Raw genomic sequence first — 23,051 nt, forward strand, 5'->3', positions numbered from 1 at the left:
AGTAAACGAGCCATGTCTGCATTCAATTTGTTCCAGCGTCTTTCACAAGCCCCCACCAAGCCCAAGGCGGCGCCCGCCGCGCGGCAGTTCGACGTGGCGGACCTGTACCAGGGGCCCATCGCGCTGGGAGCGGAAGCCGAGGCGCAGGCGCGGCCTTTCGATGAAAAGCTGCGCCAGGCCTACTTCTGGATCGTCAACCACGCCATCATCAGCCCCCATTACGACATCGAGTACAACGACGGCCCGTCGCAGACGTATTCCGTGGGCGACAGCCGCCGTACACTGAATCTGCCGTCGGCGCAAAGCTATTCGAGTTTTATCCTGCTGCCGCTGCTGACGTTCGCCACGCGCCGCAAATGCCTGTTCGTCGGCGGGCCGGGGCGGGGCAAGACGGCCAGCGCCTTGCTGATGGGCGTGCTGGCCGGCTCCACCGTCAAGGAAGTCAAACGCGCCATGCAGCATGGCCACCCGCAGATGACGGTGGCCGACTTGCTCGGCAATCCGCTGCCCGCCGATTTGGTCAACGCGCAAAGCATGGACGATATCCGCATCGCCTGGCGCGCCTGGCTGGGCATGCGCGTAAAAATCGTCGATGAATACAACCGCATCCCCACGCGCACGCAAAGCGCGCTGCTCACCGTGATGGGCGACAATTATGCGGAAGTGCTGAACCATATTTACGAATGCCCGGAGGCTGCCTGGTATCTGACGGCCAACGACGACCAGGGCGGCGGCACCTACCAGGTGATCGAGGCGCTGCGCGACCGGGTGGACGTGACGGTGCAGGCGCTGGCCTTCAATCCGCGCTTCCTGAACGAGCTGCTGCTGCGCGTGGAAGAAAACGTGCGTCCCGAAGAGCTGGTACCGCCCGATATCATCTTCACGGAAGGGGAGGTCGATCAGATCGGCGAGGCGATCCGCCAGGTGGGCATACCAGACGCCGTGCGCCGGCGCCTGGAATTCTTCGCCAGCCAGTTCGAGCTGTTCGAGACGGCCGGCGGCCAGTTCGAATACATGACCAAGGACACGGCCCGCCTGGCCGGCGCCGACCGGGGGCAGGCGCAGGCGGCCGACAATGGGCGTGACCGTCTGAAAGACCTCGGTTGCCAGACCTTGAACGGCATCTCCGTGCGCACCTTGATGGCGCTCATGATCTACGCCAAGGCCATGGCTTACTTCCGCGGCAATGGCGAGGTGGAGCTGGAAGACTTGCGCCAGGTGCTGCCATTCGTCCTGCATAACAAGCTGCAGCCGGACCCGGACGCGCCATTTTTCGCGCTGCCGGAAAACGCCGCCTACCGCAGCGACAGGCTGGGCTGGCTGCGCCGTTTGTTCGATCTGTCGAACGATGAATTCAACCGCCTGGACCTGGACCGCGACGATCCTGTCGGCGTGCTGTCGGCTGAATTCGACTTGGGCCTCGACGGCGTCAGCGAACGCGAAACCTTGGCACGCCTGAACCGTATCGAAAAGCTGATCGGCGAACGCACGAAGGGGAGAAAACTGTACGGTCCCCTGTACGACGACCTGTTGAAACTCAAGTACCTGCACCAGCGCTATACCAACTACCGCAGCTGGCTGCGTTCGCAATGAGCGTCCTGCGTTGTCAAGGCTTCCTCGAAGCGCTGGCCCTGCTCAATGGCGAAGCGAGCGACCTGTGCGCCAGCTACGAGTTGCAGCGCCTGCCCGATGCGCCCGATCTCTCCACGGCGCTGGGCTTGCGCGTCGAAGATTATGCCCTGAACGTCATCGAGCCCGCGCGCGATTTGCCGGCCGCCCTGTGGCATATCCACGCGGCGCCGTGCGGGCGCGCGCAGCTGGAGCAGGTGTGCCAGCGCTGGTTTTTCTCGTCGCGGCACATGCAGGCGGCGCCACCGGGGCGCTTCCGCGCACACCTGGTGGCCGCTTTCCTCGAGTCGCTCGACGACGCGCTCGGTGGATTTTCCCGGTACGCCGTGACGATGACGCCGCCAATGTGGTACGCGATCCACTGGGACGAGATCGCGTTCGAGCGCGATGGCGAACGCTATCTGCTGCATTTTTCGCACAGCGACTGACAGGCACCGATGATTTCTCCTGCCTTTGCCTCGATACTTGCCAGCGGCCGCGCCCAGTTCAATGCGCGCGCGGCGGAAGCGCGCCGGCGCTTTCCCTCGCTCGACATGGCCGCCTTTGGCGCCTTCTTGCACGACAGCGTCGACCCGCTGGTGCTGGCCGTGTCTTCCGCTGCGCCCGAGCGCGTGGGCGGCGTCACCCTGGCCGCCTACGACATGGCACTGGAACTCGTGGGCCATGGCCTGGCCGGTCCGGCCGCGAAAAATCCCTTCTTGAATACCGTGTGGCAAGAACTGGCGCCGCTGTTTGCTCCGCTGCTGGCGACGGCACCCGTCGACGTGCTGGGCATGCTCAGCAACGCGGCCATCCACATAGCCTCTGTGGCCGGTGCGCGGCCCGCGCAGTGGCAGGCCGGGATGGCTGCCGTGGCGCCGCAAACGGGCAGCGTCGCGCAGCTGCGCGCCGTGGGCCAGGTGCTGGCCTGGCGCGCCGGCGTCGCGCATTTCCGCCAGGGCGCGCTGGCCGCCGCCGACACCTTGCCACCGGCGCTGGCGCTGGCCGCGTTTGACGAGCCGGGTGCGCAATGGCCGCAGGTGAGGGCGCAGTTGCTGGACTATCCCTGGCGCGGCAATGTCGAGGGCAGGGAGTTCGGCAGCTTCAGCGGCCTCGGTGGCGACTTCGGCACGCCGCCGCAAGTGCGTGCGACGGCCGATGGTTTTGTCGTGCGCAGCGCCGAGCGCCATTACCTGCTGGTGGCCGACGCCTATGGCGCCGTGCTGCACAGCGCCACGGCGCAGGAGTATGAGCAGGCCACTACCGGCATGCCATCGTCCGTGCGCCTCGATGGGGCCACCGTGCACGTCGGCGCGCGCAGTATCGCGCTCGACCTGCCGGCCGGTGACATCGCGCTTGCCGCGAATGCGCACACGCTGGCCATTACTTCACCGTGGACGCATGCGATCCGCCTGCTGCCGCTCGCATGAAGACGACCGCCGATACCGCGCTGATCGACGCCTGGCGCGCCGCCTGGCCCGAGGCCCTGGCCGTGTGGAGCAAATTTACGCGCTTGCGCGACCCGAACCTGTGCGCCAGCCGCGTCGAAGCCAGCAAGCAGGGCTTGTCCGGCAGTTTCGCCATGATCCGGCTACTCGATCAGAGCGTCGTGGTGGATTTGCCGCTGGTGACGGAGCTGGGCCTGGACGGCTATGCGCTGGAAGTGCTCGCCCATGAAATCGGCCACCACATCCTCGCGCCGGGCAGCGCCAGCGACCAGTTCCGCCTGCTGGCGCGCATGCGCCGCGCCTTGCCGACCCTGGAGCAGCACGCGCCCATGGTGGCCAATCTGTACACGGACCTGTTCATCAACGACCGTTTGCAACGCCAGGCGAACCTGCGCATGGCCGATATCTACCGCAAGCTGGAGCAGGGGCGTACGGCGCAAGCTGACACCAAAAGCGGCGGCGTATGGACCCTGTACATGCGCATCTATGAAAACCTGTGGCAGCTGGAAAAGGGTGAGCTTGGCGGCGGTGAGGCTGACGAACGGCTGGACACGGACGCCTGGCTCGGTGCGCGCCTGATACGCGTGTATGCGAACGACTGGATGCTGGCGGCGGGCCGCTTCGCCACCTTGCTGCTGCCTTACCTGGTCGAGGATACGGATGCATTGAGCCCGAGCCGCTATCTGCTCGACACGCGCGATGCGGCCCGTGGCTGCCAGACGTATGGCGCGCAGCAGATCGAGGATGACGAAGAGGACGGCGCCATTCATCCCGTGCACGACAAGCGCATCTCGGGTCTCGACGGGGATGAGCCGCCTGCCGAGGCGCCGACCAGGCAGGGCGGCGGCCAGCTGCGCGAACCGTTCGAGCTGGGTGATATTCTAAAGGCGTCGGGCGTGGACCTGAGCGACCATGAAATCGCCATCCGCTATTACCGCGAGCGGGCCTTGCCGCACCTGGTGGCGTTCCCCAGCCGTCCCGCGCCCGAATCGCAGGAACCGCAGATGGAAGGGCTGGAACCATGGGAAATCGGCGACCCGCTCGAAGACATCGACTGGCTGCAATCCGTGATGCAATCGCCGCGCCCCGTGCCAGGCGTGACGACCGTGCGCCGCGTGTATGGCCGCGAACCGGCGCGCGCCATCGACGCCGTGCCCGTCGATCTCGATATGTACGTGGACAGTTCCGGCTCCATGCCGAACCCGCAGGCGCACACCTCGTTTTTGACACTGGCTGGCGCAGTCATCGCGCTATCGGCCTTGCGCGCCGGCGCGAAAGTGCAGGTGACCCTGTGGAGCGGCAAGAACGAGGTGATGCAAACGCCGGGTTTCGTGCGCGATGAAGACATGATCCTGGGCGTGCTGACGGAATTTTTCGGCGGCGGCACCTGCTTTCCCATCCACCGCCTGCGCCAGACCTATGCGGCAAAGCGCGAACGGCCCGCGCACATTTTGATGATTTCCGACGACGGCATCACCACCATGTTCGACAAGGATGAGCTGGGCAACAGCGGCTGGGATATCTCGGCGAAAGCGCTGGCCCAGGGCGGCGCGGGCGGCACCATGGCCCTGAACCTGGAGCGCGACTGGGAGGGCGCGGCGGCCAACAAGTGGCTGCAGAAAACCTATGACGATTTAAAGCGCGCGCGCCGCGAGCAGGGCTGGGACATCCACGCCGTCGAGCGCTACGAGGACTTGCTGCACTTTGCGCGAGCGTTCAGCCGGCGCCACTATGTTTAAATCCGGGGTCAGACCCGCCGGGTCTGACCCCAGCCTTTGCTTTTCGGGCTAAATTTGCACATCACTGTATAAGAAAAGGCCCATGAATATCTCTGGTCCCCACCTCGAAATATTAACCCACCGCCTGGCCGATACGCCCGTCGAATTCCTCGCCGAGCCCCGCATTGCCGGCGTCGCCAACGCGCAGGCCGTGGCCGTGGCCGCGCTGGTCAACGACATTTTGCTGCTGCATGGCGCGCGCGCGCCGGCCGCGTCCTTGCACGGGTTTATCGGCGCGCAAGTGAAGGCGGACCGCAACCGGCTGGCGCTGGCCATGATCGTCTGCTGGCTGCTGGCCGACGACTGGTTCACCGGCCAGCAGTTGCCGCAGCCGGATTTGCTGCAGGTGCTGGGCGAGGCGGCGCGCGAACTGGCCGCCGCCACGCCGGCCCACCAGTTCACGCAAGACCCCGAGCGGCGCGAGGAACTGGCGCGCATCGTGCTGGCGCGCCTCGGTTTTCGGCCGCGCGACGAAAGCGTGGCGCAGGCGACGGACAGGTTGTCGGCCATCAGCGGCACGGAACGCCGCCGCCTGCTCGAAGCGAGCCGGCTGGCGGAACAACGCGCGCGCGAAATCCGCGAGGCGCTGGCGAAGAAGGCGGCCGAGGAGTCGGCCGACAAGTGGTCGCGCGAATGACGCTCGCTGGCAAACCAGACGTCAACCTGCCTGGCGGCGCCTGGGAATCGGACCGCGACTACTGTCCCACCCTGACGCCAGCGGGCGCGCGCATGCTGGCGCATTTGCGCAGCCATCCTAGCGCGCCCCGGTACCGCAACCGCAGCGGCAACAAGCTGCTGGCCGGGGAAGTCGAAGCGCTGCGCGCCTATGAGCAGGAAGTCATGGATGCGGTAGTCGCTTGGGGCGCCGATGCGCCGCCGCCCTGGCTGTCCGGTTTTCTCAGGACTGCCTACGCCACGGTGCCGCATTACCGCGCCTGCGGCTCGCCGCCCGCGCGCCTTGCGGACGTGGCGCCCATCAGCCGCGCCGAACTGGCGCACGACATCGCCGCCTTCGTGCCCGACGATGCGGACCTGGCGCGCATGATCAATTTCCAGACGACGGGCACCACGGGCCACCCGCTGCTGATCGCTTCGCACCCGCTGGTGGCGGGGCGCTACCTGGCCTTCCACAAGCGCGCGCTGCGCCGCTTCGGCGTGACCTTGCGCCATGGCGCGGGGCAGGTGGGCGTGATGCTGCTGGGGCACCAGCGCCGCTGCTTCACCTATGTCTCCGTCACGCCGACGATGAACGAATCGGGCCTGGCCAAGATCAACCTGCACGTGGACGACTGGCGCGACCCGGACGACCGCGCGCGCTACCTCGACGCCATGGCGCCCGAACTGATCGCGGGCGACCCCATCTCGTTTGCCGAACTGCTGACCTTGCCCATGGCGCACAAGCCGGCCGCGCTGCTGTCCGTCTCGATGATGCTGTTGCCCGGCATGCGCGCGCGCCTGGAAGCGCGTTTCGGCTGCCCCGTGCTCGACATCTATTCGCTCAATGAAGTGGGACCCGTCGCCGTCTACGACGAACAGGCGGGCGGCCATGTGCTGCTGCAGCACCGGCTGTACGTGGAAATCCTCGATGGCGCGGGCCAGCCCGTGCCCGAGGGCGCGCGCGGCGAAATCACGGTGACGGGCGGCTTCAATTTCTGCCTGCCCCTCGTGCGCTACCGCACGGGCGACTACGCTTCGCTGGCGCATGGCCCGCATGGCCCCGTGCTGGTGGGGCTGGCGGGACGCAGCCCTTTGCGCTATCGCACGGTCAACGGCGAGTGGATCAACAATATCGACATCACGCACGCCTTGAAACCGCTGGCCATCGCCCTGTTTGGCGTACACCAGCATGGCGACGGCGCCATCGCGCTGCGCCTGGCGCCGAACGCCATGCCGCAGGCTGACCGGGCGCGCGCCTTGCTCGCGCCCTTTTTCGGCGCCATCACGGTCGAGACTTTGCTGGCGGAAGACAAGATCATTCAATACACCTCGGATTTGCAGGAAGCGGCAGCATGAACCTTTACAAGCGCGGCCTCGTGGTCGGCAAATTCTGCCCGCTGCACCAGGGCCACGAACTGTTGATCCATCGTGCGCAAGACGCCAGCGAAGAACTGCTGGTGGTCAGCTACACCAAGCCCGAATTTCCCGGCTGCGAGCCGGCGCGCAGGGACGGTTGGCTGCGCGCGCAGTTCCCCCAGGCGCACATCGTCGTGCTGGACGATGCGCGCCTGGCCGCCCTGTGCGCCGCGCGCGGCGTGCCTGCGCGGACTTTGCCGCACAACGACGACGATGGCGACGCGCATCGCCACTTCATGGGCTGGCTGTGCTGGACGGTGCTGGAGCGGCCCGTCGACGCCGTGTTTACCAGCGAAGACTATGGCCCCGGCTTCGCGCGGGTGCTGGAGCGGCACTATGCGAGCGGGCCTGTGGCGCACGTGAGCGTGGATCAGGCGAGAACGTTGGTGCCCGTGTCCGGCACCGTGGCGCGGCAAGACCCGCATGCGCACAGCGCCTTCCTGTCGCCCATCGTGCGCGCCGATTTTGTCACGCGCGTGTGCGTGCTCGGTGGCGAATCGAGCGGCAAGACCACCTTGGCGCAAGCGCTGGCGGCGCATTTCGAGACGGCCTGGGTGGCCGAGTATGGCCGCGAACTGTGGGAAAGCCAGGATGGCATGTTGGCGTATGATGATTTGCTCAAGATCGGCCGCGAGCAGCTGCGCCGCGAAGCGCAGGCGCTGTTGGCCGCGCGGCGCTGGCTGTTTTGCGATACCTCGCCCATGACCACGTATTTCTACTGCGTCGAGATGTTCGGCAAGGCCGAGCAGGAACTGGCGCAGCTGGCCGAACACCGCTACGACCTGGTGCTGTTGTGCGCCCCCGACTTCCCGTTCATCCAGGACGGCACGCGCCGCGACGAGGATTTCCGCGCGCGCCAGCATGCGTGGTACCAGGCCGAACTGGCGCGCAGAGGGATCGCCTATGTCAATGTGTCAGGCACGGTCGCAGGCAGGGTCGGACAAGCCGCACAGTTGCTCGCGCGTAGGTCGGATTAGCGGAGCGTAATCCGACATCACCACATGCGTCAACAATGTTGTCGGATCACGCGGCTGCGCCGCTAATCCGACCTACGCGGTAAAAGCTGTGTTCACTGCTTTCAGGATGTCATCCGAAAACGCTTCATCGTCGACGGCGCGCGCCAGCGCCACGGCGCCCACCATGGCCGACAGCATGACGATGGCATCTTGCCGCCCATGGTTTTTCTTTTTCCACGGAAAATGCGCTGCCAGCTTGCCGATGATGGCTTTCAGGTGGAAGCTGAAGGCCGGGCGCACGGCCGGCTGCTTGCGCGCATCGCCCGCCAAGGCTGCCAGCAGACAGCCATCGCCCGGCGCATCGCGGTGGGCCGTGCTGACGTAATCGCGCACGTACTGGCGCATCGTTTCCGGGCTGATGGTCGCCGCATCGAGCGCCACGCGCGAATGTTCCGAGCCGTGCAGGGTGCTTTCCGCCATCAGCGCTTCCTTCGAGGCGAAGTGGTTGTAGAAGGGGCCGTGCGTGAGTCCCGTCGCCTGCATGATCTGCCCCACGCTGACGCCGTCGTAACCTTTTTCACGGAATAGCCGCGCCGCCTGCGTCAGGATGCGCTGGTGCTTTTCGGCGGTTTCTTCGGCGGGATAACGCATGGCAGGCTCCTGATCGCGGTGTAAAAATAATGGTTGACATCATACATGATGTTCGTCATGCTTCAACACATTAAACATGATGACCGTCATATTTAATGTGTTGAAGCATGATGGCTGTCATGTTTGATGGCCTCAACCTACCCCATACTGAAGAAGGAATGATCATGAATGCAGTTACTACCCAAGGCACGGCTCTCATCACCGGTGCATCGTCGGGCCTGGGCGCCGTGTATGCTGACCGCCTGGCCGCGCGCGGCTTCGATTTGATCCTCGTGGCGCGCCGGGTCGAGCGCCTGGGCACCCTGGCCGCCTCTCTGGCGGAAAAATATGGCGTGGCAGTGCGCGCCATGGCGGCCGATCTGGCCGCACCGGCCGACCTGCAGCGCGTGGCCGAAGAACTGGCCAGCAACCCTGCCATCACCATGCTGGTCAATAACGCGGGTGTCTCGACCCTGGGCGCAGTGGTGGACTCGCCGCGCGAGGGCATCGCGGCGATGGACCAGGTCAACGTGGCGGCGCTGGCGCAACTGACGTACGCCGTGCTGCCGCAGTTCAAGCAGCGCGACAGCGGTACCATCATCAACATCGGCTCCGTGCTGTCCTTCCATATCCTGCCCGTCAGCACGATCTACAGCGCCACCAAGGGCTATGTGATGAATTTCACGCGGGGCTTGCAGCAGGAACTGGCCGGCACGGGCATCACGGTGCAGCTGGTGCTGCCCGCGTCGACGGCGACGGAAATCTGGGAATTGAGCGGCGTGCCGCTGTCGCAGCTGGACCAGGCCACCATCATGCGCGCGGAAGACTGCGTCGATGCGGCGCTGGCGGGCCTGGACCAGGGCGAGCTGGTGACCTTGCCTTCGGTGGAAGAGCAGGCCTTGTGGGAGCAGTTCGATGCGGCCCGCCTGGCCCTGTTCGCGGGCGCGATGCGCGGCAAGCCGGCATCGCGCTATGGGGTCAAAGCCAGCGCTTAAGCGGCGTTGAGCGCCTGTTCCAGGTCTTCGCGCAAGTCGTCGATATGCTCGATGCCGACGGACAGGCGCAGCATGTCTTCGGACACGCCCGCCTTGGCCAGTTCCTCGGGATTGAGCTGGCGGTGCGTGGTGGACGCCGGATGCGTGGCCAGCGACTTGGCGTCGCCGATGTTGACCAGGCGCGTAAACAGCTGCAGGGCATCGAGCACACGGGCGCCGGCCGCGCGCGGGTCTTCGCTTGCCGCCAGTTTCAGGCCGAAGGACAAGATGCCCGAGGCGCGGCCATGCATGTATTTTTTCACCAGCGCGTGGTCCGGGTGGTCTTCCAGGCCCGCGTAATTGACCCATGCGACCTTCGGATGCTGCTTCAGGTGTCTGGCCAGGGCCAGCGTATTGTCGCAGATGCGGTCCATGCGCAGGGCCAGGGTCTCGATGCCCTGGATCAGCTGGAAGGCGGAGAGCGGTGAAATGGCCGCGCCCATGTTGCGCAGCGGGACGACGCGCGCGCGGCCGATGAAGGCGGCGGGGCCGAACGCGTCCGTGTAGACGACGCCGTGATACGACACGTCCGGTTCGTTCAGGCGCTTGAAGCGCTCCTTGTGCTCGGCCCACGGGAATTTGCCGCTGTCGACGATGGCGCCGCCCACGGTGGTGCCGTGGCCGCCCAGGTATTTGGTCAGCGAATGGACGACGATGTCGGCACCATGCTCGATGGGGCGGAACAGATAGGGACTCGGCACCGTGTTATCGACGATCAGCGGGATGCCGTGCGCATGCGCGATCTCGGCCAGTTTCGCCACGTCCGTCACGTTGCCCAGCGGGTTGCCGATCGATTCGCAGAAGATGGCCTTGGTGCGCGCATCGATCAGGGCGGCGAAGGTCTCGGGCTGGCGCGCATCGGCGAAGCGCACTTCGATGCCGATCTGCGGCAGGGTGTGGGCGAACAGGTTGTAGGTGCCGCCGTAGAGCTGGCTGGCGGAGATGAAATTGTCGCCCGCTTCGGCGATCGTCTGGATCGCGTAGGTGATGGCCGCCATGCCCGAGGCCACGGCCAGCGCGGCCACGCCGCCTTCCAGCGCCGCGACCCGCTTTTCCAGCACGTCCTGCGTAGGATTCATGATGCGCGTGTAGATATTGCCGGCGACCTTGAGGTCGAACAGGTCGGCGCCATGCTGGGCATTGTCGAAGGCGTAGGCCACCGTCTGGTAAATGGGGACGGCGGCGGCCTTGGTGGTCGGGTCGGGGGTATAGCCGGCGTGCACGGCCAGGGTTTCGATTCTCATGTGGTCTCCGGTTCGAATGGTCTGCGATGGTGTAGCGTTTGAAATTCGCAGCCATTGTGCCATGCGCCCCTTGGCGCGTTGCTACGCTTGATAGAATATTAAGTCATAAGCTAGTGCGGACTTGATATAAGTCATCCAGCTCTGCCAGCCCGATGAAACGTTCATGCGTACCGTTCTGCGCGCAGGCAAACGCGCCGCCGATGGCGCCGCGGCGCATGGCGGTGTCGATGCCCGCACCATCGAGCCAGGCGTGCAGGAAGGCGGCGACAAACGAGTCGCCCGCGCCATTCGTGTCGACCACGGGCAGCGTCAATACCGCCGTCGGATAGTGGCGCACTTCGCCGCTGGTGCGCTGCAGCAGGTAGGCGCCGTGCGCGCCCGCCATGGCGATCACGGCTTGTGCGCGGCCTTCCGAAACAATTGCGCGCATGACGTCGTCCCGGCGCTCGCCCAGCGCCGCCGTGCTGAGGAAGACCAGGTCGGCGCGCAGCGCAAAGACCTTGTGGTGCGGGTTGACGCCATCCCAGTCGTGCAGGTCGGTCGACACCGTCGTGCCGCATACCTGCGCATCGTCAAACAGTTCGGCCACCCAGCCCATGATGGAAAAGTGCGCGTGGCGCGCCGGGCCCAGGTAGGGCAGATAAAAAGCGGCCGGCATGCGCACGTCTTCCGGATGGCGGCCGTCGTACAGCGACAGCCGGCGGCCTTGCGGGTCGACCAGGTTGACGCTGCGCCGCGTGCCGGAAGGCTCGACGATGTGCGAGAAATCGAGTTTGGCTTCCTTGTAACGCTGCAGGATGGCCGCGCCTTGCGCATCGTCGCCGATGAAGTCGATGAACTTGCAGCGCAAGCCCAGCGCATGGCAACCGAGCGCCACGCCATTGCCCGTGTGCGCCACGTAATCGCGGATGGGCGGCACGTGGACGGAGTCGGCGACGGGCAATTGCAGGTCGGGGACGCGCACGATGGTGTCGATGCCGGCGCCGCCGACCACTAAAATGTCATAGCTGCTCATGGTGCTGCCTTCTCTAACAGGACGGTGCCGGCCGCGTTCACGGCGACGGCACCATTTTTTACCAAATAGGTTTGATTCGTGTAGGCGTCGCGCAGCTTGGTGCCATCGGTGAACACGCCGTGCACCTTCAGTTCGAGCGCGCCTTGCGCTTCAGGCACGGCGATGATGGCGTCACCATCCATCACGCGGGCGAACGCATACGGCTTGTCGTTGATGAACCGGTGTTCGCCGCGCGCCAGGGCAGTGTGGCGAAGCCGGAACTGGCCCAGCTTGCGCGCATGCGCGAGGGTGGCCGCATCCAGCGACGGCCAGTTCATGCTTGACCGCGTCGCCTGCTGTTCGTCGCCGATGGGCGCCGCGCCGGGCTGGCGCGCGCTTTCATCGCCATAGAACAGCTGCACCCCGCCCGGTGCCAGCAGCAGGGCGGACAAGCCATGTTTCAGCCGGTCGCGCGGGAACAGGCTGGTGTCGTGCGACGAGATGTACGACAGGATGTCGTAGCGGGGACCCGAGGCTTTGTTCAGCAAGCCCGCGTACTGGCGGTACACGCCATCGATGCTTTTCCAGTCGCCGCCCGCGCGATTCTGGAAATCGAAATTGATCATCGAGTCGAATCCCGCGTCATGCCAGCTGCTGCGCTCGGGGCCATGCCCCCACGCTTCGCCCGTCATCCAGAACGGTGCGTCGTCGATTTTTTGCCGTGGGTGGCGCGCCTTCCAGTCTTTCAGTGCGTCGGCGGCCGCCGCGCGCAGGGCCAGCCAGCTGGCCGGCTCCACGTGCTTGACGGTGTCGGCCCTGAAACCGTCGACGCCGAATTCGCGCACCCAATCGGCCAGCCAGTGCACCAGGTAGCCGCGCACGGTGGTGTCGGGCAGGGCGACGGCGCGTGTGTCGCTTTTACGTTGCAGGATGGGAGGCAAGCCCACGGCCTTGCCGCTCTCCGTGCGGAAGTCGGGCAGGTAGGCCAGCTGCATGGTGAAATCATCCTTGCCGCCGTCCGGGTAACCGGGCAAGCCCGCGCGCACCCAGTCCGGGCCCCACCACTGCTTGAATTCGAAGTTGTTGTAGTCGATGAAGCTGTGATAGTCGCGCAGCACGGCCTTTTCATGGCCGGGCCACAGCACGGGCACCTTGTATTCGGACAGGGTGCGCAAGTCCGCATAGCCGGGGTGGTTCAGCACCACGTCGAACAGCACGCGGATGCCTTGCGCGTGGGCCGTGTCCATCATCTCGCGCAATTCCTCGCGCGTGCCCATGTTGGCGTCCATGGTGGTGTAGTCGAGCGCCCAGTAGCCGTGGTAGGCGTAGTGCTGGAACTGCTGCTTGCCGCCCACCACCCAGCCGTGTATCTGTTCGTACGGCGCCGTGATCCACAGCGCGTTGACGCCCAGTTCCTTGAAGTAGCCGGCTTTCAGCTGCTGCGTGATGCCGGCGAGGTCGCCGCCGTGGAAGCTGCCGACGCCGCCGCCTTGCGGGTCGGCGGCGCGGCCATAACTGTGGTCGTTGCCGGGATTGCCGTTGGCGAAACGGTCCGTCACGGTGAAATAGACAATCGGATTCTCGGCAAAGCTCCCTGCCTGCGCCGAAGCGCACAACAGCAGGGCGGCCAGCGTAGTCAGGGTGCGCCGCATGGTCAGCCCTTCACGCCGCCAGCCGTCAGGCCGGAGATCATCCATTTTTGCGCCAGCAGGAACACGGCCGTGATGGGCAGGCCGGACAGGATGGCGGCCGCGGCGAAGTCGCCCCACAGATATTTTTGCTCGTACAGGAACAGCTTGGAGCCGACGGCCAGGGTCAGGTTGTTCTGTTCATGCAGCAGCACGGAGGCGATCGGGTACTCGATGATGGCGCCGATGAACGACAACAAAAACACCACCATCAGGATGGGCACCGTCATCGGCAGCAGCACGTAGACGAAGGCCTGCCACTGCGTGGCGCCGTCGACCTTGGCCGCTTCCTCGATCTCGATGGGGATGGTTTGATAGTAGCCCTTGATGGTCCAGATATGCAGGGCGATGCCGCCCGTATAAGCCAGCACCAGGCTGCCATGGTGGTCGATGCCCAGCCATGGCACGTAGCTGCCCAGCACGTCGAAGATGGCGTAGATGGCCACCAGGGCCAGCACGGCGGGGAACATCTGCAGCAGCATCAGCGCGGACAGGGTCTGCGACTTGAAGCGGAACTGCATGCGCGCGAACGCGTACGCGCACGTGGTCGACAGCAGCACGGTGACGGTCGCGCTCATGCTGGCCACCTTGATGGAATTCCACAGCCACAGCAGCACAGGGAAATCCGGTTCGACGAGGGCGCCATTCGGCGCCTGGTAGGACATGCCCAGCGCCAATCGCCAGTGTTCGAAGCTGATCTCGGGCGGTATCAGACTGCCCGAGGCGAAATTGCCGGGCCGCAGGGAGATCGACAGGATCATCAGGAAGGGAAACATCACCAGCGCGATCAGCGCGATCACGGCGACGTGGGCCGCCAGGATGCGCCAGCGGTTGGAACGGTCGACAACGATAGCCATATGCTGTCCTTTATGCTTTGTTCATGCGCGTCAGGCGCATGTTGACCAGCGAAATCGCGGCCACGAGGAAGAAGATCAGGGTCGAGATGGCGGCGGCCAGGCCAAAGTTCTGGCCGGAATCCTCGAACGCGATGCGGTAGGTGTAGGACACGAGCAAGTCCGTTGTGCCGGCCGGTAAGGTGGTGTCGAGGAAATCGGGACGCCCGCCCGTCAGCAAGCTGATCAGCACGAAATTGTTGAAGTTGAAACCGAGGCTGGCCACCATCAGCGGCGTGAGCGGCTTGATGATCAGGGGCAGGGTGATCTTGAAGAAATTCGTCAGCGGTCCCGCGCCGGCCAGGGCCGACGCTTCGTACAGGTCCGACGGGATCGCCTTGATCAAGCCCATGCACACCACCATCATGTAGGGGTAGCCGAGCCAGGTATTCACGATCAAAATCATGGCCTTGGCCAGGGTGGTGTCCGAGAACCAGGCGGGCTTGATGCCGAACAGGGCGTCGAGCACGAGGTTGATCTCGCCAAAGTTGTTGTTGAACAAGCCCTTGAAGACGAGGATGGAAATGAAGCCCGGTACGGCGTACGGCAGGAACAGCAGGGTGCGGTACAGGCCGCGGAAGCGCAGCGCATCCCAGTTCAACAGCACGGCCAGCACCATGCCCAGGCCCGTCGTCGTGGCCACGCTGATCAGGGCGAAGACGATGGTCCACACGAAAATGCGCAGGAAGGGGCCGCGGAACGCTTCATCGGAGAAAATCTTGACGAAGTTGGCGAAGCCGACGTTGACCTTGAAGCCCGGTTCCAGTTTCGTGCCGTCCGGCATTTCATAAAAGCCCGTCTTGAAGTTCGGCGTCACCAGTTCGCCCGTGGCGATCTTCTTCAAGGTCTTGTCCGGCAGTTGCTTGTAGACGTGCGCGACGGGACCGAATTCGCGCAAGCCCACCATGCGCAGCTCGATCTTGTTCGGCAGCACGAGGGTGAGCAGCTTCAAATCCTTTTGCAGGGCGATGATGTCCTTGATGCCCAGCGGCGCGGCCAGCACGGGCGCCTGCACGGGATCGATCGGCGCCGCCTCCACGTTCAGGGGCACGGCGCGCTTCAGGGCCAGCGGCGGCGTCAGCAGCACTTCGCCCGTGTCCGGGCTTTCCAGGCGCAAGCGGTATTCCTTGTTGTCAGCATGCACGGTCATCGCATAGCCGGCGCTTTCCACCCGCTGTGTTTCGTCCAGCAAATATTGCGTGGCCCGTTCATAGGTGAGCAGGTTGCGCGAACTGAAATTGGTAAAGCCGATCGACACCGTGTACACCATCGGCAGCAGCACGAAGACGATGACCGCCGTGATGCCGGGAAACAGATAACGGTAGGCATAGGCGCGCGGCGACGTGAAGACGAACGTCGTCAGGGTCAGCAAGCCGAGGAAAACGGCGGCCAGCATGGTCTGGCCGGAAATGTACAACATGAAGAGCAGATACAGACCCAGCGCCATGCTGATGGTCAATACCGTAGGGCCGATAAACTTGCGCACGATGGGATACCTGTGAAGATGGATGCTGGATGTCACGCGTGGTGGCGTAGGTCGGATTAGGTCCGAAGGACCGTAATCCGACAACATTGTTGGCTGCATATGTCGGATTACGCGCAAGCGCTAATCCGACCTACCTAAAGCTACTTAATTGGCCGTCGTAATCCGCTTCGCCGCCGCATCCAGGCCATCCTTGGTCGTCTGGCGGCCTTGCGTGATGTTTTCCAGCGCCGATTGCATCGACGACCAGAAGCGGCCCATTTCCGGGTTGTTCGGCATCGGGCGGCCCGCTTGCGCGCTTTCCATCGTCGCCTGGATGTTCGGATTGGCTTTCAGTTCCGCGAACAGCACCTTGTTCGCCGGCGTGCCCAGCGGGACGTCGGCGTTGATGGTTTTCAGGCCATTGAGCTGCAGCATCTGGTTTTCCAGGAATTCCGTGGCCAGGTCCTTGTTCGGGCTGGCTTTCGAGATCATGGCGCCCAGCACGCCCACGAATGGCGTGGCCGTCTTGCCAGCCACGGTAGGGATCGTTGCCACGCCGAAATTGATCTTCGACTTGCGCGCATTGTCCCACGACCATGGGCCGTTGATCATCATGGCGATCTTGCCCTGGTTGAAGCCCGCTTCCATCTCGGCATAGCCGGCGCCCTTCGGCATGGCGCCGCTGTTGATCAGGGTCATCAGCGCATTCACGCCCGCTTGCGAACCGGCATTGTTCACGCCGGTTTTCGCTGCATCGTAGCGGCCGTCGGACTTGACTTCAAACGGGAAGCCGCCGCCCGCGCCCAGCAATGGCCACGTGAAATAGGTATTCGTGTAATCCCACAGGATGGCTTTCTTGCCCTGAGCGGACAATTTCTTGTCCAGCGCGGCGATTTCCTCGAAGGTTTTTGGCGGCGTCGGCACCAGGTCCTTGTTGTAGACGAGGGCGACGGCTTCGATGGAGATCGGGTAGCCCCAGGTCTTGCCGCTCACCGTAAAGGCGTTCCAGGCCAGCGGCAGAATGGCGGCGCGCGCTTCCTTGCTTGGCGTCAATGGTTGCAGCAAGCCGGCGTCGATCCAGGTGCCGATGCGGTCATGCGGCCAGATCCAGATGTCCGGACCCTTGCCGGCGGCGGCCGCTTGCTGGAATTTGTTCGGCGCATCTTCCGGATGCTCGACGACGACCTTGATGCCCGTCTTCTTGGTGAATTCCTCGCCGACCTTGGCCAGGCCTTTGTAGCCCTTGTCGCCATTGATCCAGATCAGCAGGGTGCCTGCTTCGGCCGCGTTCGCCATGCTGACGGCGGCCAGGTTGCCGATGCCGGCCAGGGCGGCGGCGATCAGGGTGGTTTTGATGAAGCTGCGTTTCGGGTGCGTGAAGGACATGTCAATCTCCAGTATCTTTTTTTATGCTAAGTTTATGTTGAGTATCAAGGCTGAAACGATACAACCAGGCCAGGCGGCGCCTGTAGCGCCTGGCCCTTTAAATGCGGAATTAGGTACGGGTCTGGCCGTGCTCGTCGAACACGTGGACGCGGGCCGGCGCCACCTGCAGCGCCACGGATTGGCCAATGGCCCAGTCCGTTTCCGCATCGGCGCGCACCACCAGCGGCTCGTCGCCGCCCGGTACCTGCACATACAGATAGCTGATGTCGCCGAGTTTCTCGACGGCCTGCACGGTGGCCGTGATGGCGGCCGTGGCGCCGGGCGCGCATGCCTGCACGTGTTCGGGACGCGCGCCGACGGTGACGGGGGTGCCGCTGGCCAATGGCTGCGTCAAGACGGCTTGCAGCATGCCGCCCGCGTTGGTGGCGATGGTGGCCACGCCGTCGGCATAGCTGTGGATCTTGCCCTTGAGGAAGTTCATGCGGGGCGAACCGAGGAAGCCGGCCACGAACAGGTTGGCGGGGTGGTGGTACAGCTCGAGCGGCGCGCCCACTTGCTCGATGCGGCCCGCGTTGAGCACGACGATGCGGTCGGCCAGGGTCATCGCTTCGACCTGGTCATGCGTGACGTAAATCATGGTCGAGCGCAATTCGCGGTGCAAATTCGCCAGTTCGATGCGCATCTGCACGCGCAGCGATGCGTCCAGGTTCGACAGCGGTTCGTCGAACAGGAAGACGTCGGGCTTGCGCACGATGGCGCGGCCGATGGCCACGCGCTGGCGCTGGCCGCCCGACAAGTCCTTCGGTTTGCGTTCCAGCAAAGGCTCGATGCGCAGGATTTGCGCGGCGCGCTGCACGGCGTCGGCGATTTGCACCTTGCTCATGCCGGCCAGTTTCAGGCCGAAGGCCATGTTCTGCGCCACGCTCATGTGCGGGTACAGGGCGTAGCTCTGGAACACCATGGCGATGCCGCGTTTGGCGGGCGGCACGTCGTTCATGCGTGTCTTGCCGATGAATAAGTCGCCGCCGCTGATTTCTTCCAGGCCGCAGATGCTGCGCAGCAAGGTCGATTTGCCGCAACCCGACGGGCCCACGAAGACCATGAATTCGCCATCGGCGATCTCCAGGTCGATGCCGTGCAGGGTTTGCACGTCGCCATATGCCTTCTTCAGGCCTGTTAACTTCAGTCCAGCCATGTCGTCCTCGTTCTCTCAATTTGGCCCCGCTGATGCGCGGGGCTCGTTATTGTAATTGGCGGCATGACCGCCAAAGGGTACTGTTTAAGCGTGCGTGCCGAACCAGCCGCCATGCGGGGGCAGGCTGATCTGCTGGCCATCTTTACTGCCTGGCAAGCCATGACCGGCCAGGTCGGCCGCGGGTGCCGCGTCTGGCCAGGCGAAGGTGACGGCCTCGGTGCCCAGGTTGAAGGCGGCCAGGACGGACGGTTGGCCCGGCAAGTCGCGGCGCAGGGCCAGCACGGGTTCCGGCGCATCGAAGAAGACGATATCGCCGCGCAGCAATTGCGGCAGGGTGCGGCGCCAGGCGAGGATGTTTTGCGCAAAGCGCAGCGCCGAGCCGCTATCGTGTTCTTCGACGTCAGCGGCGCGCGCCAGATGTTCGGGCGGCACTGGCAACCACGGCGTGGTGGTGCTGAAGCCGCCATGCGGCGCTTCGGCCACCCATGGCATCGGCGTGCGGCAGCCGTCGCGGCCCTTGAACTGGGGCCAGAACGGGATGCCGTACGGGTCTTGCAGCGCCTCGAAAGGAATGTCCGCTTCCGTCAGGGCCAGTTCGTCGCCCTGGTACAGGCAAGGCGTGCCTTTCAAGGCGGCCTGCACGGCCAGCACGACCTTGGCCAGCGAGGGCGACGGGTTTTCGCCGCCCCAGCGCGTCATCACGCGTACGCTGTCGTGGTTGCCCACGGACCAGGAAGCCCAGCCGTCGGCCACTTGCGCTTCGAATTCTTCCACTTGCTTGCGGATGTGCGCGGCGGAAAACTCCGCCGTCAGCAAGTTGAAACTGTAAGCCATGTGCAGCTTGTCGGCGCCCGTGTAGGCAGCCATGGTGGCCAGCGCATTGTCGTCGCCCACTTCGCCGATGGAGATGGCCTGGTATTCGTCGAGCACGGCGCGCACGCGCTGCAGGTAGGCGATGTTTTCCGGTTGCGTCTTGTCGTACACGTGCGCCTGCATGCCGTAGGGGTTGATGGCCGATACGCTGCTCGCGTCGCGCTGCGCGGCAGGCGGATTGTCGCGCAGCAACTGGTCGTGGTACGGGAAGTTGCAGGAATCGAAGCGGAAGCCGTCGACGCCGCGCTCGAGCCAGAAACGCAGGTTGTCCAGCTGCGCTTGCTGCACGGCCGGATTGTGGAAATTCAGGTCGGGCTGGCTGACGAGGAAATCATGCAGGTAGTACTGGCCGCGGCGCGGTTCCCATTGCCAGGCGGAACCGCCGAACACGGACAGCCAGTTGTTCGGCGGCGTGCCGTCCGGTTTCTGGTCGGCCCACACATACCAGTCGGCCTTGGGATTGTCGCGGCTGGAGCGGCTTTCCACGAACCACGGGTGGACGTCGGACGAGTGCGACAGCACCTGGTCGATCATCACTTTCAAGCCCAGTTCATGGGCGCGCGCCACCAGGCGGTCGAAATCGGCCAGGGTGCCAAACATCGGGTCGACGTCGCAGAAGTCGGCCACGTCGTAGCCGAAGTCTTTCATCGGCGACGTGAAGAAGGGCGAGATCCACACGATGTCGGCGCCCAGGGCGGCGATGTAATCGAGCTTGGAGGTAATGCCGGGCAAGTCGCCGATGCCGTCGCCATTGCTGTCGAGGAAACTGCGTGGATAGACCTGGTAGATGACGGCGCTGCGCCACCAGTCGGCGGGCAGGTGGGCAAGATTGTTCTGGATGGTCGGCATGAATGATTTCTTAAAAGTTGCCTGTAGCGTTGGCTATCAGGGCGGCGCTGCTGGTTGGTAGGCGAACGTCTTATTTTAAAATTCAAAGCGCTTTGGGTATGAAATGAGTATAGTTCAAAGCGCTTTGAAAAGTAAAGCGATACACGCGCCAGACATACGATTTTTTTATGAGGGTGATTCAGGACAACAAGGCGGGAGAGCCGGGGTCAGACCCGCCGGGGGAATGCGTCCCGTTGGGGCGCATTCCGATCACGCAGTGACTGACCCCAGATTTCTGCTGCGGGTCAATGCAATATTTAGTTACCTAATTACCGGTCCCGCCGACTCGCCCGGCAACAGTTCGCACGGCCACAGTTCCTGCAGGTCGGTGACGGGCGTGCCTTCCATCAGGGCCAGCAGCATGTGGATCATCTTCGCGCCGGCGCCGCGCGGGTCGGGCTGGACGACGGTGGTGACGTTGTGGCCGGCCAGGGAATCTTCCATTACGCCCCAGACGATCAGCGACATCTCGCTGCCGATGGCGATGCCCGCGTCGAGCAGCGCGCGCACGGCGCCCACGCCCGACATGTGATTGTCGACGATGACGGCGGTAGGGCGTGGCGAGCGGGCCAGCAGGCGCTGCATGGCCTGGTAGCCGGCGCGGCGGTCGTGGGCGTTGTCGACCAGGTTGTCCGGGTCGACGGCCAGGCCGCCCGCCTGCATGGCGTGCTGGAAACTCTCGACGCGCTGGCGCACGAAGTTCAGGTCCGGCGTGGCGCTGATCAGGCCGATGCGCTGGTGGCCCAGCTGCGCCAGGCGCTCGACGGCCAGGCGCATGCCGGCCTCGTTATCGTAATCGAACCAGGCGTGCGGCTGGTTCAGCTGCGTGCGGCCATGCGCGACGAACGGCATGCCCTGCTGCGCCAGGTAGGCGATGCGCTCGTCGAACGGTTTCGTGCGCCCGACGATCAGGCCGTCGATGCGGCGGCCCTTGACCATGCGTTCATACGTGTGGAATTCATTGGTGGCCGAGGCGGGCGCGATCATCATGTCCATCTGCTGCGCTTCCAGCGCTTCCGACATGCCGCCCACGATGTCGATGAACATGGGGTCGGCCAAGTCGTTCGGCATCAGCGGGTAGATGATGCCGACGATATTCGTGCGCCCCACGGCCAGGCTGCGCGCCATGGGATTGGGGCGGTAGCCGGCCGCCTGCGCGGCGGCCAGCACCCGCTCGCGCGTGCGTTCGCTCACTTCCGGATAGCCATTCAAGGCGCGGCTGACGGTGGTTTCGGATATTCCTAGCGTTTTGGCGAGATTTTTGAGGTTCATGGATGCTGCAGTCGGGGTCTATCCAGGGTGGGTCGGGGGCGGTGCGATGACGGGTAGTTTATCTGATAAATGCCGGAATGATCAGGGGGCTGACAAGCGGCGGCAGCGCCCAAAAAAATACGCGGGCAAACCCAGGGGCGCCCGCGCTAAAAGAGGATACTGCTGAATCACTACATTGAAGCTGCCGGCCATCGCGTGCAGCGGCGAAATGGTGGGTCCGGTTACTGCGTACCCCTTTGAGAGCGGGCGGTGTCGCTGCCAGTGGCTGGCGCCTTGCGGCGTCAGCCAGTGTTGGATACCTCTGATCAATAAAGAGCGTCTGATAAAACGTTCAGGGCAAGACCGTGCAACGCCGCCATGGACGTTTTTCAGATGCTCTTACCACCACGACTCGACCTGGAAACCGACCGAGCTGCCATTGGTCTTGCCACCGAACACGCCCGTCGACGACAGCGCCGATTCGGCGGCGGCGGCCGACTGGGCTGCCTTGTTCCATTTGGCGTAGGTGTAGAAGGCGCGCAGCACGGGACGCGACCAGAAGCTGTTGCCGGCCGACAGTTGCGGCGCGAAGGTCAGCTTGGTCAGGTTGCGGCTCTCGCCGCCTTCCGGCTTGACGATGTCGTGGCCCAGTTCCACGGCCAGGCTGTAGTTGTCCGTGAAGTGGTAGACGGGACGCGCGCCGATCGATGTCCACTTGCTGCTCACGCCTGCCGTTTCCTTGTCTTCGTAGACGAAGGTGCCCATGCCCGACCACGCTCCTTTGGGCTGGATCATGATCTGTTCCGTCAGACGCACGACCTTGTCATCCTTGCTCGCGCCCAGGCTGAAGCCGCCCGTGTTGGCAGCGCTGCCTTTGCCGTACTGCAATGCCACCTTGTTGAAGCCGCCCAGCAGATTGCCTTGCGTATGCATGATGGTCAGCAAGTGGCCGCTGGCGATGGGCGCCGCGCCTTGCGCGTTGCGTTTCTGGTTGAATTGCAGGCCCAAGGTCAGTTCGCCGTCCGGGTTGACCTTGATGCCGGAGAAGCGCAAGTCGTGGGACAGGCCCATGCGCTTGCTGTCCCCATCGTCGGCCGTGCGCACGATGGCGTAGGCGAGCTTGGCCGCGCCCAGGTCGATGTTTTCCAGGCCGGCGCCAGGACCGCTGTTATTCCAGAAGTAGTAATCGGTGATGTGCACGTCCTGGCGGTCGTAGTAGCGTTTGCCGACCCAGGCGCGCGCTTCGGCGAAGGCGCCCGTGCCGATCTTGTCGGCGACCACGTTCATTTCGCGCCACGCCGGGTCCGATTGTTCCCAGTCCTGGTTCTGGTTGACGGAGAACGCCACCAGGGTATTGATGCGGAAGGTGGTGCCGTTGGCTGCCTTGAAGGCTTCGCCGCCGAATTTCAGCTCGCCGTAGGTTTCGCACTCATTGCCCAGACGATACTTGGACGAGGCGCCAGCCAGGCCGAAACACGCTTCTTTGCCGCCTTCGCTGCTGGTGCCGAGGCCCGAGCGGATATAGCCGCCGAAGTCGATTGGCAGGGCGGCCTGGGCGGCCGAAGCGCTCAAGGCCAACGCCACGGCGGCAGGCAAAGTTTTCAAGAAATGTTTGTTCATTGCGTCTCCAGTGTTTTTATAGGTGTG

The 23,051-nt window shown here is 64.3% G+C and carries 19 protein-coding genes; 8 read left to right on the forward strand and 11 right to left on the reverse strand.

The window, feature by feature from the left end:
* The first annotated feature begins 12 nt into the window (after nt 1–12).
* The 7 genes from IGS55_RS13035 (at nt 13) to IGS55_RS13065 (ending at nt 7,884) form a co-directional block, all read left to right on the forward strand.
* Complete coding sequence (locus IGS55_RS13035) at nt 13–1,593, forward strand: AAA family ATPase (protein ID WP_230517457.1); 1,581 nt, start codon at nt 13–15, stop codon at nt 1,591–1,593.
* Complete coding sequence (locus IGS55_RS13040; protein ID WP_230517458.1) at nt 1,590–2,057, forward strand: hypothetical protein; 468 nt, start codon at nt 1,590–1,592, stop codon at nt 2,055–2,057. The genes IGS55_RS13035 and IGS55_RS13040 overlap by 4 nt, the downstream gene beginning before the upstream one ends.
* A 9-nt stretch (nt 2,058–2,066) precedes the next feature.
* Nucleotides 2,067–3,038 carry a hypothetical protein gene (locus tag IGS55_RS13045; protein ID WP_230517459.1) on the forward strand — a complete coding sequence of 324 codons (972 nt, stop codon included), beginning with the start codon at nt 2,067–2,069 and terminating at the stop codon, nt 3,036–3,038.
* Nucleotides 3,035–4,795: a vWA domain-containing protein gene (locus tag IGS55_RS13050; RefSeq protein ID WP_230517460.1), complete on the forward strand. Its 1,761-nt coding sequence runs from the start codon at nt 3,035–3,037 to the stop codon at nt 4,793–4,795. The genes IGS55_RS13045 and IGS55_RS13050 overlap by 4 nt, the downstream gene beginning before the upstream one ends.
* 82 nt (nt 4,796–4,877) lie before the next feature.
* Nucleotides 4,878–5,471: a hypothetical protein gene (locus tag IGS55_RS13055; protein WP_230517461.1), complete on the forward strand. Its 594-nt coding sequence runs from the start codon at nt 4,878–4,880 to the stop codon at nt 5,469–5,471.
* Nucleotides 5,468–6,847: a capsule biosynthesis protein CapK gene (locus IGS55_RS13060; RefSeq protein WP_230517462.1), complete on the forward strand. Its 1,380-nt coding sequence runs from the start codon at nt 5,468–5,470 to the stop codon at nt 6,845–6,847. Before IGS55_RS13055 ends, IGS55_RS13060 begins: the two co-directional genes overlap by 4 nt.
* Entirely contained in the window at nt 6,844–7,884 is a 1,041-nt protein-coding gene (locus IGS55_RS13065) for an AAA family ATPase (protein WP_230517463.1), read from the forward strand. Before IGS55_RS13060 ends, IGS55_RS13065 begins: the two co-directional genes overlap by 4 nt.
* Before the next feature lie 72 nt (nt 7,885–7,956).
* On the opposite strand, the gene IGS55_RS13070 is transcribed toward IGS55_RS13065, so the two are convergent.
* Complete coding sequence (locus IGS55_RS13070) at nt 7,957–8,514, reverse strand: TetR/AcrR family transcriptional regulator (RefSeq protein ID WP_230517464.1); 558 nt, start codon at nt 8,512–8,514, stop codon at nt 7,957–7,959.
* Nucleotides 8,515–8,678: 164 nt separating this feature from the next.
* On the opposite strand from IGS55_RS13070, the gene IGS55_RS13075 reads away from it, so the two are divergent.
* Nucleotides 8,679–9,488 carry an SDR family NAD(P)-dependent oxidoreductase gene (locus tag IGS55_RS13075; protein ID WP_230517465.1) on the forward strand — a complete coding sequence of 270 codons (810 nt, stop codon included), beginning with the start codon at nt 8,679–8,681 and terminating at the stop codon, nt 9,486–9,488.
* Here IGS55_RS13075 and IGS55_RS13080 read toward each other — a convergent pair.
* From IGS55_RS13080 to IGS55_RS13125, 10 genes are all read right to left on the reverse strand, one after another.
* Complete coding sequence (locus IGS55_RS13080) at nt 9,485–10,771, reverse strand: O-acetylhomoserine aminocarboxypropyltransferase/cysteine synthase family protein (RefSeq protein WP_230517466.1); 1,287 nt, start codon at nt 10,769–10,771, stop codon at nt 9,485–9,487. The two genes, IGS55_RS13075 and IGS55_RS13080, sit on opposite strands and share 4 nt — an antisense overlap.
* 103 nt (nt 10,772–10,874) lie before the next feature.
* Nucleotides 10,875–11,786, reverse strand: coding sequence for a carbohydrate kinase family protein (locus IGS55_RS13085; protein ID WP_230517467.1), 912 nt, complete (start codon nt 11,784–11,786; stop codon nt 10,875–10,877).
* Complete coding sequence (locus tag IGS55_RS13090; protein WP_230517468.1) at nt 11,783–13,462, reverse strand: alpha-amylase family glycosyl hydrolase; 1,680 nt, start codon at nt 13,460–13,462, stop codon at nt 11,783–11,785. Before IGS55_RS13090 ends, IGS55_RS13085 begins: the two co-directional genes overlap by 4 nt.
* Nucleotides 13,420–14,310 (reverse strand): maltose ABC transporter permease MalG, encoded by an 891-nt coding sequence (gene malG, locus IGS55_RS13095; RefSeq protein WP_034757081.1) that lies wholly within the window; start codon nt 14,308–14,310, stop codon nt 13,420–13,422. The genes IGS55_RS13090 and malG overlap by 43 nt, the downstream gene beginning before the upstream one ends.
* A gap of 10 nt (nt 14,311–14,320) precedes the next feature.
* Nucleotides 14,321–15,832: a maltose ABC transporter permease MalF gene (gene malF / locus IGS55_RS13100; RefSeq protein ID WP_230517469.1), complete on the reverse strand. Its 1,512-nt coding sequence runs from the start codon at nt 15,830–15,832 to the stop codon at nt 14,321–14,323.
* A 144-nt stretch (nt 15,833–15,976) separates the two neighbouring features.
* The gene (gene malE, locus IGS55_RS13105) at nt 15,977–17,197 is read right to left on the reverse strand and encodes a maltose/maltodextrin ABC transporter substrate-binding protein MalE (protein WP_051991836.1); all 1,221 of its coding nucleotides are present in this window, start codon (nt 17,195–17,197) and stop codon (nt 15,977–15,979) included.
* A 109-nt stretch (nt 17,198–17,306) separates the two neighbouring features.
* The gene (locus tag IGS55_RS13110) at nt 17,307–18,392 is read right to left on the reverse strand and encodes an ABC transporter ATP-binding protein (protein WP_070259173.1); all 1,086 of its coding nucleotides are present in this window, start codon (nt 18,390–18,392) and stop codon (nt 17,307–17,309) included.
* 84 nt (nt 18,393–18,476) lie between these two features.
* Complete coding sequence (locus tag IGS55_RS13115) at nt 18,477–20,114, reverse strand: alpha-amylase family glycosyl hydrolase (RefSeq protein WP_230517470.1); 1,638 nt, start codon at nt 20,112–20,114, stop codon at nt 18,477–18,479.
* Between the two features lie 300 nt (nt 20,115–20,414).
* Nucleotides 20,415–21,425 (reverse strand): substrate-binding domain-containing protein, encoded by a 1,011-nt coding sequence (locus IGS55_RS13120; RefSeq protein ID WP_230517471.1) that lies wholly within the window; start codon nt 21,423–21,425, stop codon nt 20,415–20,417.
* A 378-nt stretch (nt 21,426–21,803) separates the two neighbouring features.
* On the reverse strand, nt 21,804–23,024 hold the full coding sequence (locus IGS55_RS13125; RefSeq protein WP_230517472.1) for a maltoporin: 1,221 nt from the start codon (nt 23,022–23,024) through the stop codon (nt 21,804–21,806).
* Between the last annotated feature and the right edge of the window lie 27 nt (nt 23,025–23,051).

Origin of the sequence: Janthinobacterium sp. EB271-G4-3-2 (genome assembly GCF_020858035.1) — a bacterium.
Classification (GTDB): domain Bacteria; phylum Pseudomonadota; class Gammaproteobacteria; order Burkholderiales; family Burkholderiaceae_D; genus Janthinobacterium; species Janthinobacterium aestuarii.

Bases quoted from the DNA above. Each gene is read 5' to 3' on its own strand.
- IGS55_RS13045 (WP_230517459.1), top strand. From the start codon at position 2,067: ATGATTTCTCCTGCCTTTGCCTCGATACTTGCCAGCGGCCGCGCCCAG.
- IGS55_RS13050 (WP_230517460.1), top strand. From the start codon at position 3,035: ATGAAGACGACCGCCGATACCGCGCTGATCGACGCCTGGCGCGCCGCC.
- IGS55_RS13035 (WP_230517457.1), top strand. From the start codon at position 13: ATGTCTGCATTCAATTTGTTCCAGCGTCTTTCACAAGCCCCCACCAAG.
- IGS55_RS13120 (WP_230517471.1), bottom strand. From the start codon at position 21,425: ATGAACCTCAAAAATCTCGCCAAAACGCTAGGAATATCCGAAACCACC.
- malG (WP_034757081.1), bottom strand. From the start codon at position 14,310: ATGGCTATCGTTGTCGACCGTTCCAACCGCTGGCGCATCCTGGCGGCC.
- IGS55_RS13090 (WP_230517468.1), bottom strand. From the start codon at position 13,462: ATGGATGATCTCCGGCCTGACGGCTGGCGGCGTGAAGGGCTGACCATG.
- IGS55_RS13070 (WP_230517464.1), bottom strand. From the start codon at position 8,514: ATGCGTTATCCCGCCGAAGAAACCGCCGAAAAGCACCAGCGCATCCTG.
- IGS55_RS13060 (WP_230517462.1), top strand. From the start codon at position 5,468: ATGACGCTCGCTGGCAAACCAGACGTCAACCTGCCTGGCGGCGCCTGG.
- IGS55_RS13080 (WP_230517466.1), bottom strand. From the start codon at position 10,771: ATGAGAATCGAAACCCTGGCCGTGCACGCCGGCTATACCCCCGACCCG.
- malE (WP_051991836.1), bottom strand. From the start codon at position 17,197: ATGTCCTTCACGCACCCGAAACGCAGCTTCATCAAAACCACCCTGATC.
- IGS55_RS13085 (WP_230517467.1), bottom strand. From the start codon at position 11,786: ATGAGCAGCTATGACATTTTAGTGGTCGGCGGCGCCGGCATCGACACC.
- IGS55_RS13065 (WP_230517463.1), top strand. From the start codon at position 6,844: ATGAACCTTTACAAGCGCGGCCTCGTGGTCGGCAAATTCTGCCCGCTG.
- IGS55_RS13055 (WP_230517461.1), top strand. From the start codon at position 4,878: ATGAATATCTCTGGTCCCCACCTCGAAATATTAACCCACCGCCTGGCC.
- IGS55_RS13115 (WP_230517470.1), bottom strand. From the start codon at position 20,114: ATGCCGACCATCCAGAACAATCTTGCCCACCTGCCCGCCGACTGGTGG.
- IGS55_RS13125 (WP_230517472.1), bottom strand. From the start codon at position 23,024: ATGAACAAACATTTCTTGAAAACTTTGCCTGCCGCCGTGGCGTTGGCC.
- IGS55_RS13075 (WP_230517465.1), top strand. From the start codon at position 8,679: ATGAATGCAGTTACTACCCAAGGCACGGCTCTCATCACCGGTGCATCG.
- IGS55_RS13040 (WP_230517458.1), top strand. From the start codon at position 1,590: ATGAGCGTCCTGCGTTGTCAAGGCTTCCTCGAAGCGCTGGCCCTGCTC.
- IGS55_RS13110 (WP_070259173.1), bottom strand. From the start codon at position 18,392: ATGGCTGGACTGAAGTTAACAGGCCTGAAGAAGGCATATGGCGACGTG.